Below are 10,225 nucleotides of genomic sequence, written 5' to 3' on the forward strand. Positions count from 1 at the left end.
GCCGACACCCAGCAACAGCGGCAATGCGATGATATTGGCGAAGTTGATCGAGATGCCAAGCGCGCGCGTCAACAGCGCCGTCAACAGTGCCGCCATCAATAGCGTCGCCATCACCAACAATACATCGCGGCACCGTCGCAGAACCAGCATCAGCACCACAGCGATAGCCAGCATGGCATATATCGCTGCTTGCTGGAACGCCTGCAATACCGTATCGGCCGACATGATCGTGTCGAAGGCCGGGCCCACGGCCTGCGGTGCGACCGTCTGAACCGCTTGAACAAATGCGCGCAAGCCCTCGGTACTTTGCGCCTGGTCGCCCGGTGTCACTTGGACCCGCACGCGGCCGTCTTTGGTGAACCAATCTCGATCAAGCTCATCCGGCAGGCTTTTGCGGGTGATTGGCTGAGCGGACAATGAGTCGTTCAACCGCTCCAGGGTGGACGGAAGAAAGCGCGACAGCGATTGATCAGCCGCCATCAGCACGCTGTCCGGCGCCTTGGCCAATTGCCCCAGCGAAGCGCCGATTCGCAGTAACGGAGCATTAGGTTTCAGGTTGCCGGCGATACTGGTTATTGCCACGCTGGTTTCGCTGGAGACAGCGCGTAATTCGTTCATGGTAGCCGGCGGCTTCAGTACATGCGGGGCCAACACTGAATACAGTAGGTCCAGTGCCTGCTTAATTTGTTCTAACTTATTGGACTGGTCTAGTGGAATAAAATCGGCACCGGAGACCACTTGCGCGACTTCCGGCAGCGCACCGAGGCGTGTCGCCAGCGCCCTGGCGGCTGGGAGATCCGCCGCGAGCACGTTCAGCGTGAAGGGATGGGTATTGGGGTCACCCGTCAGCGAGTTCAACGTCAGCATCGCCTCACTGTCCGGGCGTTTGGTGTGCAAGGGATTGGCATCGAAAGGAAGGGTCAAAGCGCTCCATAGCCCGGCCAACCCCACTAGCACAAACAACCTAAGCACCAACGTATCGTGTCGTCTCAACCAGCTGTCGACGCGAGCGCCGCCGGGCAATCCAACTTCGCCACGCGGCGGGCTGTTCGCAAATACACTCAACAGCGCTGGCAATACCGTCAAGGTACACACCAGAGCCAGGAGCATCCCGACACCGGCGATAATGCCAAGCTCAGCCATACCGCGGAATGAGGTGGGGGCGAATGCCAAAAAACCGCAGGCAGTTGCCAGTGCAGCAAGGCCAATCTGCCCTCCTACCTCATTGCCGGTCCGATGCAGTGTTTTGGCAACACCGTGCCCGTGGCGCTGCAGACTGGCGAAACGTACGGCGAACTGAATACCGAAATCGACTGCCAAGCCGATGAATAGAACAGCGAACGCTACCGACACCAGGTTCAGACGGCCAACGGCGAGCGCTGCGAAGCCCAACGTGTAGATCAGGCCCAACACCAGCGTTAGCACCACCGACACCATCAACCGCCAGGAACGTAGGGCAAAAAACAGTAAAAAGATCACTAACAAGACGCTGCCAGCCGCAATCGGTGCTGCTCGGTCTGTGAGTGATTGGAACTCCTCGTCTGACAGCGGTACCGAACCCGTGTAGTCGATCTTGACCCGCCCTGCCCTGACATCAGGCAGCGTTGCGGCAATCGTCAGCATTGCCTGAGTAGCGGCCTGCCCGGGTTCCAGGGCTCCGTGGTCAAGTATCGGATGAATCAGGAGCAGCGCTTGTCCACCGTTATGGCCCACCAGATTCGGGGTCAACAGCGCCTGCCAGGATAACGGCGATGCTTCGTTGCTCAGCGCGTTGTTCAGCGTCGTGTCAATGTTGCCAAGTGCTGGATCGTAGTCCGTCAGGTCCATGCCGAACTTTACCGCCTGCACCATCATTCCCAGCGCCGTGAACAACCCCCTGCCGGAGGGATCGGTCGCCAACGGTTCAAGCAGTTGGCTTGCCTGCAACATATTGTCGATGGTGTTGGACAGCTCATCGGCAGACAGTAACAGCAGGCCTTCGCGGTCAAAGAAGCGACTGATGCCGGGCGTGGCTACCGAGCGAAAGTGCTCAGGGTCGGCCGCCAACGCATGCACGAGCTGCAGCGCCGTTTCACGGGTTTCTTCCTCTGTCGGTCCACGCACCACTACCGTCAACGTATCGCTGAATTGTGGAAATTGTGCGGCAAATGCAACACTTTGCTGGCGCCATGGCAAACGCTCGGAAAACAGGTGATCAGAATCAGTGTCGATGCTGAGGTAAAGCGACGAGGCCCCCATACTGAACGCGGCCAACAACACCGCCAGTAGCAAGACGATACCTGGATGACCAACACTGAAATCAACCAGCCAAAGGATGCTTGGGTGTGCAACCGGGGGGGCGGACAGCCGGACGTCGACGTCGGATTTCATCATGCGTCTGTGCGCTGCAAAGGAGTCTGGGGTTCAAACCGGCAAACAATCGGTGCTGCAGCACTCAATGCGGCCAGCGCCTTATTCATCTGGGCGGCCAGCCTTGGCAATCGAGTCAGCAGCCAAGGTTGGCGCGCTAACACGCGGATCAGCTTAGCCCGCTGCGGTTGGCCCCATGGGTCAATAATCCCGTGCAGTGCCGACGGAATTTCATCATCCAATTCGTCAACAACAGCCCGAAGGGAAAGGAATGGTAAACCGAATTCCTGCGCGATTGCGGCCACCGCTGCGCTTTCCATGTCCACCGCCACCGCGTGGTAACGGTTGCGCGCAACTGCTTTCGCTTCGGCGGTGAAAAGTGGCTTGGATACGCTGAGTAAAGCACCTTCGAATACCCTCGATAGCTCGGTGTTCATCAGTCGTCGCAGTAACTGATCACGCCATTGGGCGTTAACCGGATAAGCCCGAGCGTGTTCGTCGAGAACGCGCTGAGGGCAGAGTAAGGCCCCGCTGCGTAAATCGTTATCCAACGCACCGGCAACACCAAACGTCATCAGCGCCGTGGCCCCGGCATCCATTAATGCCAGCGCGCCTTTTCCCGCAGCGTCTGGTCCCATACCGCTGAGCCACACTCGACAACCCTCGGTCAATCGCACGACGCTTTCTGGCGGTATCGACCGAGTGGTCAACGCGGCCGCCTCTGCTTTTAAAGCCACGACGATGCCCACCGACGTCAGGCTCATGCTCATGCTCACGACCTTGAATGATTCAGCAGATACCGATAACGAGCCAGTGCGTACAGCGGAAAGTACGCGGCGTAGCCATGATATTTAAGGTAATACACCCGTGGAAAACCGGGCGCGTTGTGCGAGGGATGGGACCAGAGCCCATCGGATTGCTGGTTATTGAGCAGGAAGTTCACACCCCGGCGCACAGAGTCGCAGGTTACTTCGCCCATAATCAACTGAGCCAATACCGCCCAAGCGGTCGAATGCGGGGTACTGATCCCGCCGTTGGTGCCAGCCAGCTTTGGGTCGAGGTAGCTGTCGTTGCTCTCGCCCCATCCGCCGTCGTCATGCTGTCGCGAGCGCAACCAATGCACGGCTTTGCGCAGGTAAGGTTGTTGAATGTCCTCCCCCGCTAACACCAGCCCGGAAAGAGCGCTCCACGTGCCGTAGATATAGTTGCCGCCCCAACGTCCCCACCAACTGCCGTCAGCATGTTGCGTGGTGCGCAGGTAATCAACACATCGGCGTAGCCCTTGTTGGTCCTGATCGCGACCTACTATTCCCAAGCAAGCGGCCACCCGCCCGGAGACGTCTTCAGTCGGTGGATCAAGCAAAGCGCCGTGGTCGGCAAACGGAATAGCGTTCAAGTAGTAGTAGGTGTTATCGGCATCGAACGCAGCGAAGCCTCCATTCTTCGACTGCAACGCGAGCATCCAATCGACGGCTCGATCAATATTTACCCTGTGAAAACCGGGCTGTTCGCGGCGGCGATCCACCACATGCAGCAGCGCGGCCACCAGTGCGGTGTCGTCAATGTCCGGGTAATAGGCATTGGCGTACTGAAAAGCCCAACCGCCCGGTGCTGCCTGCGGTGCGCGGGAGGCCCAGTCGCCCCTGGAGTCCAATTCCTGACGCTGCACCAACCATTCACAAGCGTGCGTGATCGCCGCGTCGTTGCCCTTGTCGTCACTGCTATGGATCAAGGCCATTACGCTCCAGCCCGTGTCCCACACCGGCGAAACGCAGGGTTGGCAATAAGCCGATCCATCTTCGCGATGCACCACCAGCCGTTGGATCGAACGCAAGCAGGTCTGCCGCACCGGGTGATTGTCGGGGTAACCCAACTGCTGCATCGCTTCGTAACTGTTGACCATCGGAGGAAAAATCGCACCGACACCGTGCTCGCCATTCATGCGCAACAGCATCCAGGCTTCAGCCTTGGCGATTGCTCGTCGGCGAACTGACGTGGGCATCCAGCGATCAACTGTGCGGCAAAAGGTGTCCAGGCCTAGGAACAGGCGATTCAACAAACCACCACGCCGGAAATAATGACGCTCTTGCTCTGGCGGCGTGACGAACAGCTCGCGAATGTGCACCCGCTGGGGATTGGCCGCCCGAGCTTTTAGCGTGCAGAGGATGGTCAGCGGCACCAGTGTGGTCCGCGCCCAGTAGGCAATTTTTTCGATATGAATCGGAGCCCACCGCGGTAACAGCATGATCTCGACCGGCATGTACGGTACCGCGCGCCACGGTACCTGCTCAAACATCGCCAGCAAGATGCGGGTGAACACGTTGCTTTTGGCCGCCCCGCCGACCGCAAGCACCGCGTTTCGCGCTTGGCTCATGTGCGATGCATTGATGTCATCGCCAGCCGCTTTAAGCGCGTAGTAGGCTTTGACCGTGCACGATATATCGATAGCGCCGCCGACATACTGCGCCCACCCGCCGTGCCCTTCCACCACCTGAATACTGCGCAGATAGCGGGCCATTTTGTCCTGCAATACGCTGTCGATCTCGTCGGTGAAGTGCATCATCAGGATATATTCGGCGGAGATCGTGCAGTCGGACTCCAGCTCGAAGCACCAATGACCATCAGCGCTTTGGCGTGCCAGTAACGCTGCGCGGGCACGCTGTATCGATTGACCCAGTTCAACTGATTCGGCTGTTTGGCCTTCAGTTGGAGAGCGACGCGACGATCGCTCCATCATTGACTTATGTCGTCGGTGCCGTGGGCATTACTCCACGCCGAGTCACTGCAATACGCGATAGCACTCTTGGGCCAAATCAGCTGCGACCCGACTGACGCGTTCCACTGCGCCGAAAGCGGCGTCAACGGAAGCTTGCGGGCAACCGTTTCGAATAACCAGCGCAGTGCGCTATTGGATTTTTCGCTGATCCGCGTAAACGAGATCGTGCATGCCACCGCCCGATGGGAAATTTTCACCTGGTCACCGTTACAAAAATCCAGATGTTGCTGGAGCTTACGCAGCGTCATCACAGCCAGGCCGATATTCCACAGGCAAAAGCGCCGATACCCTGCGTGCTTGAGCGGAATCATCAACGTGTAGTCCAGTGCCAACCGCAGGTGAGCGTGGGCAATGCCGATCAACTCTGACATTGCGCCAGCATAGTTCTCCCCTTGCAAACCAGCCTGCAGCCCAGAAAGATCAACGTCATAACGGGCGAACACATCCTGCGGCAACCAGCAGACACCATGGCTGTAGTCCTCCCATTGATCTTTGAGGACATTGGTCATCTGCAGACCTTGGCCAAATGACACCGCTAGTCGCATTAAGATCTCGCGCTGACTGGCCAGTGCAGGGTCGGAATCAATCAGCAACTCGGTGAGCATTTCGCCCACCACACCGGCTACGCAATAACAGTAGCAATCCATGTCACACAGGGTTTCCAAGCCTTGGCGGCCAACATTGCGCTGAAAGTCGAACATGCCATGGGACATGATTGTCAGGCATTTATGAATAGCCTGACGCTGCACAGGTTTCAAGCTACGAGTGACCTGTAACACCAACGGTAACTGGCTCACCAGTTCACGCTCGGCGGGTAGAGTTTCTTGCGAAAACAAGGGTGCTAACTCTGCCGCGAATCGTTTCGGATCAATGTCCCCGATAACGGCACTGATGAACGCGTTCTCGTAGGTGCATTTCTGTTCGACGGAAAACGTCGGCTCGTCTTCAATGGTGTCGGCGACCCTGCACAGCAGATAAGCGTTGGTCACCGCACGACGCAAAGGTGGCGGCAATTGCGGAATAGTAAGGGCAAAGGTTCGGGATACTTTTGGCAGAATGAGATTTTGATAAGCGTCAGACGCTTGTGTCGTGAGGTCGATAGGCGACTGGGACTCGAACATGGACATGCCGTGCCTTCCTCTTTTTAGAGTTAGGAGCGGTCTGGGCAGGACGCTTTTTGCGATCCGGTTCAGAACGCGTTTCATCGAAAATTCCTTCATCGGCGAACCCGAACTGCATGACGTGTGCACGCGACGACCAACAGGTGATACAACAACTACCTTCATCCCTCTGATAGCACGTACACCCGGCTAGGATTGTCTGTAGGCATCAATATAGTTGAGAAAATTCGGTCCATACTGAAAAAAAATAGGGTTTGAAGACATCTTTACCCCTGTGCATGGCGAAGGTTGGCAGCAATGCTTTATCGAGAGTTGCGCATCGTCAATGAATTCGAGGCGATCCAACACTCGCTGACTTGGACCCGTGCGTGGCCGCATTTAGTTCAAAGATTATGACGGTGGACGCGTGAAAATATTGGTAACGGGAGCCACTGGCTTCGTGGGCTCAGCCGTTGTCCGTCGCCTGTTGCGCGGCGATCACGATGTACGTGTATTGGTGCGGCCGACATCGGATCGGCGCAACCTGCTGGGCCTCAATCTACAGGTGGTCGAGGGTGATCTTACTCAAGCGTCCTCCCTGCTACGTGCCTGTGACGACTGTGAAGCGCTGTTTCACGTCGCGGCGGATTACCGCTTATGGGCACCTATTCCTGCACAGCTTTATCAAACTAACGTCGAGGGTACGCGTGCCCTATTGCAAGCGGCGAGATCAGCAGGTGTGCCGCAGATCGTTTACACCAGCAGTGTTGCCACACTGGGTATTCCCGGCGATGGCCAATCAGGTGATGAAAATACGCCAGTAGCGCTCGATGACATGATCGGCCACTACAAACGTTCCAAGTTCCTTGCCGAGGCGCTGGTCAGGGAGTTCGCGGCCGAGGGCCTACCGGTGGTGATCGTCAACCCATCGACGCCCATCGGACCACACGACGTTAAACCTACTCCCACGGGCCGGATCGTTCGCGATGCAATCGCTGGACGCTTGCCTGCCTATGTCGATACCGGCCTCAATATCGTGCACGTGGATGATGTCGCCGAGGGGCATTGGCTGGCGTTGCAGCATGGCGTATCGGGTGAGCGCTATATCCTCGGGGGGCAAAATCTCAGCCTGCGCGATGTGCTGTTTCAAATAGCCAAAATTGCCGGACGCTCACCGCCCCGCTGGCAGTTGCCACACGCAGCCGTCATGCCCGTGGCCCATTTGGCAGAAGCCTGGGCGCGCTTGACTGGAACGCAGCCCATTGCAACGGTTGAGGAAATCAGAATGTCAAAAAAGAAGATGTTTTTCAGCAGCGCCAAGGCTGAGCATGATCTTGGCTATGCGCCCCGCGCTGCCCGCTTTGCGCTGGAGGATGCAGTCAAATGGTTCAGCCAACAACCCTAACAACAACCCTAAGCATCACCGCATAAATCGTCGCGCCAGTCGGGCAAGACCAGGGACGAATGTTGGCCGCAACAAACGCTTGTCGTAGCCTTCCATGCGGCGCTGATCCTCGGCCAGGCACAGATCCAGGAGTTGCGGCAGTTTCAGGTCCAGACCGATTTGATCGTGCCCGGCCAGGGTGAAATTAGCGTTCTGCATCTCGGCGTTTCCGTCCAGCCCCTTGGCAATGCCGATACGCTCCCAGATCAAAAAGAGCCATACCCGCAGCACTTTGAATTCGAACTTCAGCCGTTGCCACCCCGTTAATTGCCGACGGTACCAACTTACCCAGTTGGCAAAAAACAGAATATGTCGGGCTTCTTCCTGGATCACCGGTTCGAAGGTGTCTACCAGTTCGGCCGGGAAATACCCCGTCAGCTTGGCCGACTGAAAGAGGCCAAAAGCGAAAAAACTGTCGATGCACTCGCTATAGCCGGTGACCAGCCATCCCCACTCCGGGTCTTTGGGTACCCGATAGATAGGCTCCGGCTCCAGCGCTATACCGTAAGCCTCGACCAGTTTGCTGAGGACCACTTTGTGGCGTGCTTCTTCACCGCCATCCATGGCTAGGGCCTCACGCAGCAAGGGGTCTTGAACCGTATTAGCGTAAGTGAGAACGTGCAGTTGAGCGCGGCCTTCGGTCTGTACGGCAATGTCCCAAATGGGTAAGCAGGTGATGCGCTGCAGGGCGTCAGGACTTAACTCTGGCCAGTGCATCACTGCGGGTTTGTAGGGGTTGTGAGTGTCCAGCAGCATGCGACAAAACAGTCGCTTATGCGCTTGACTCCCCCTCTTGATCTGACCGGGTTCGTTACTGTTCCAGTGGCGCATTGCGTGGTCGGCAGCGTCTATCAGGGCATCACTGTGCATTGAACACTCCTTTCTATCGCAGCCTTCGGCAGCGCCTACAGGGATCTTGCCATTCGCAGGTTCACACTAACCGCAGCGTTCGCTGCCTTATCTCCATCCATTGCCAGGAAATCAGCGCGGGCACTCCGAAGCCTATTTCGCGCATGCGTTTTACCAAGGACAGTGCAAGGCTGGCATCGGCGGGTAGACCGATCAGGTTGCCAAACAGGATCAAACCGCCCTCTTGTACGCCCAGGCCCGCTGGTACGACGAATATGATATGGCGCAGCGCCTGGGTGACAGCCTCCAGGGCAATGGCATCCCAAACACTGATTGGATATCCCAGCATCTTTAGCCCCAACCAGGTTTCGACCGTGCCCAGCAAGAACCCGCCAAGTTGCCAGGCACCCGCCCCGATCAAGCGTAAAGGCTGTGCGCTTAGCGCCCGGATGTCCTGGTCCAGGCGTGAACCGTTGATTAGTTCGGTAATGCGTGTCCGCCCGCCCATTATTTTTTCAGCGACCCGCTCCATGCGCGAGAACACTTCACCGTGACGCAACAACAGAAACAGACCGATCGGCAGCGGCAAGCTGGCAACCAAGGCAATCAGTACCGAGTCGAAGGCGTTTACCTGTTGGGTCAGCGCAATCAGCAAGACGATGCCCAACGCAGTGAATACGTATTGATTAATCAACGTCAGCAACACTTCGATAATTACGCTGGCAGTCGCCGCCGCACCGTCGATACCGCGCCATTTGACCAAGCGAATGCCGACGATTTCGCCGCCAATGTTAGCCACTGGCAGTAACCGGTTACAGGCTTCGCGAACAGCCGCAATCCAGAACAATACCAGCACGCCCGCACGACGTTCAGGATCACGGGGAGCCAGCAGCATGCGCCAACCGAGCACGTCCAATAGCAGCGGCACCCCATGCAAAGGTAATAACCACAGCAACGCCCAACCGGCTTGGCCTATGCCGCCGAGAATCGCCGCACTGTCCTGATTTAACACCATGATGATCACAGCTATCAGGCCCAGCACCCCGGCGACGTAAGTGAGGCGTTTCATGCTGAAGCCGCCGGGTCGCTGAAGCCATTACACGCTCGGCAAGACTCGCTAATGGCGATTCGCACCCGCGGCGATAACAGTGCCGCCAGTTCATCGGCATGGCGATAGTTGGCCATGCTCGCCGTTATTCCATCGTGTAGCGCAGGGTGCAAATACAGTTCTGAAAGCCCGTCTGGCAGGTGTCGCAGGACGTCTAGCAATGCATCCTCATCCATGCCGCCGCTGTGCCGAAGACCAAAAACATGGTCGTTATAAACCATGCCAGCGCGTTCTATTTTTGCGCGCATCAACTTCAACCAAGGACGTAGCAACACCCCCATGCCCGGCTCATTGGGTAACCGCACGGCGCGCAGTCCAAAGTCTCGACCGATGGAGAGCAGCAATGACAAAACTGTGGGGTGCAAATGGAAATGCTTGTGCGCGTTGACGTGGTCCAGCGGTAATCCCGTCGCTGCGAACGCCTCAAACTGAGCACGAATTTCGGCGGCCAACTGACGACGAACCTGGGGAAGAAAAAAGAACCTGAAGCCGTTGCGAACCATCGCACTATTAAACCAACCGTGGTCATCGACCAGATCAGGGATTTGCGGCGCTGGCAGCATCGCCTTGCCGTCGGCCAATACCAGGTGCAAGCCAAC

Annotated in this window: 8 protein-coding genes; 1 reads left to right on the forward strand and 7 read right to left on the reverse strand. The window is 57.3% G+C overall.

Features of this window, described 5'->3' with window-relative positions; all coding sequences use genetic code 11:
* From M0974_RS10000 to M0974_RS10015, 4 genes are all read right to left on the reverse strand, one after another.
* A partial coding sequence (locus M0974_RS10000; RefSeq protein WP_297835816.1) for an MMPL family transporter occupies positions 1-2,373 on the reverse strand: 2,373 nt, incomplete at its 3' end.
* Positions 2,370-3,119: a purine and other phosphorylase-like protein, family 1 gene (locus tag M0974_RS10005; protein WP_297835817.1), complete on the reverse strand. Its 750-nt coding sequence runs from the start codon at positions 3,117-3,119 to the stop codon at positions 2,370-2,372. The genes M0974_RS10000 and M0974_RS10005, both read right to left, overlap by 4 nt.
* Positions 3,120-3,121: 2 nt before the next feature.
* Positions 3,122-5,086, reverse strand: coding sequence for a squalene--hopene cyclase (shc, locus tag M0974_RS10010; RefSeq protein ID WP_297835819.1), 1,965 nt, complete (start codon positions 5,084-5,086; stop codon positions 3,122-3,124).
* On the reverse strand, positions 5,083-6,252 hold the full coding sequence (locus M0974_RS10015; RefSeq protein WP_297835821.1) for a phytoene/squalene synthase family protein: 1,170 nt from the start codon (positions 6,250-6,252) through the stop codon (positions 5,083-5,085). The genes shc and M0974_RS10015 overlap by 4 nt, the downstream gene beginning before the upstream one ends.
* Positions 6,253-6,652: 400 nt before the next feature.
* Here M0974_RS10015 and hpnA point away from each other — a divergent pair, with 400 nt between their 5' ends.
* Positions 6,653-7,630 carry a hopanoid-associated sugar epimerase gene (gene hpnA, locus M0974_RS10020; protein WP_297835823.1) on the forward strand — a complete coding sequence of 326 codons (978 nt, stop codon included), beginning with the start codon at positions 6,653-6,655 and terminating at the stop codon, positions 7,628-7,630.
* Positions 7,631-7,645: 15 nt separating this feature from the next.
* On the opposite strand, the gene M0974_RS10025 is transcribed toward hpnA, so the two are convergent.
* From M0974_RS10025 to hpnK, 3 genes are all read right to left on the reverse strand, one after another.
* The gene (locus tag M0974_RS10025) at positions 7,646-8,539 is read right to left on the reverse strand and encodes a ferritin-like domain-containing protein (protein ID WP_297835825.1); all 894 of its coding nucleotides are present in this window, start codon (positions 8,537-8,539) and stop codon (positions 7,646-7,648) included.
* A gap of 61 nt (positions 8,540-8,600) precedes the next feature.
* Complete coding sequence (locus M0974_RS10030; RefSeq protein WP_297835827.1) at positions 8,601-9,587, reverse strand: lysylphosphatidylglycerol synthase domain-containing protein; 987 nt, start codon at positions 9,585-9,587, stop codon at positions 8,601-8,603.
* A partial coding sequence (hpnK, locus tag M0974_RS10035) for a hopanoid biosynthesis-associated protein HpnK (RefSeq protein ID WP_297835829.1) occupies positions 9,584-10,225 on the reverse strand: 642 nt, incomplete at its 5' end. The genes M0974_RS10030 and hpnK, both read right to left, overlap by 4 nt.

It is taken from the genome of Pseudomonas sp. (assembly GCF_026224925.1).
Taxonomy (GTDB): Bacteria; Pseudomonadota; Gammaproteobacteria; order Pseudomonadales; family Pseudomonadaceae; genus Aquipseudomonas.

Bases quoted from the DNA above. Each gene is read 5' to 3' on its own strand.
- M0974_RS10005 (WP_297835817.1), bottom strand. From the start codon at position 3,119: ATGAGCATGAGCCTGACGTCGGTGGGCATCGTCGTGGCTTTAAAAGCA.
- shc (WP_297835819.1), bottom strand. From the start codon at position 5,086: ATGATGGAGCGATCGTCGCGTCGCTCTCCAACTGAAGGCCAAACAGCC.
- M0974_RS10015 (WP_297835821.1), bottom strand. From the start codon at position 6,252: ATGTCCATGTTCGAGTCCCAGTCGCCTATCGACCTCACGACACAAGCG.
- M0974_RS10025 (WP_297835825.1), bottom strand. From the start codon at position 8,539: ATGCACAGTGATGCCCTGATAGACGCTGCCGACCACGCAATGCGCCAC.
- M0974_RS10030 (WP_297835827.1), bottom strand. From the start codon at position 9,587: ATGAAACGCCTCACTTACGTCGCCGGGGTGCTGGGCCTGATAGCTGTG.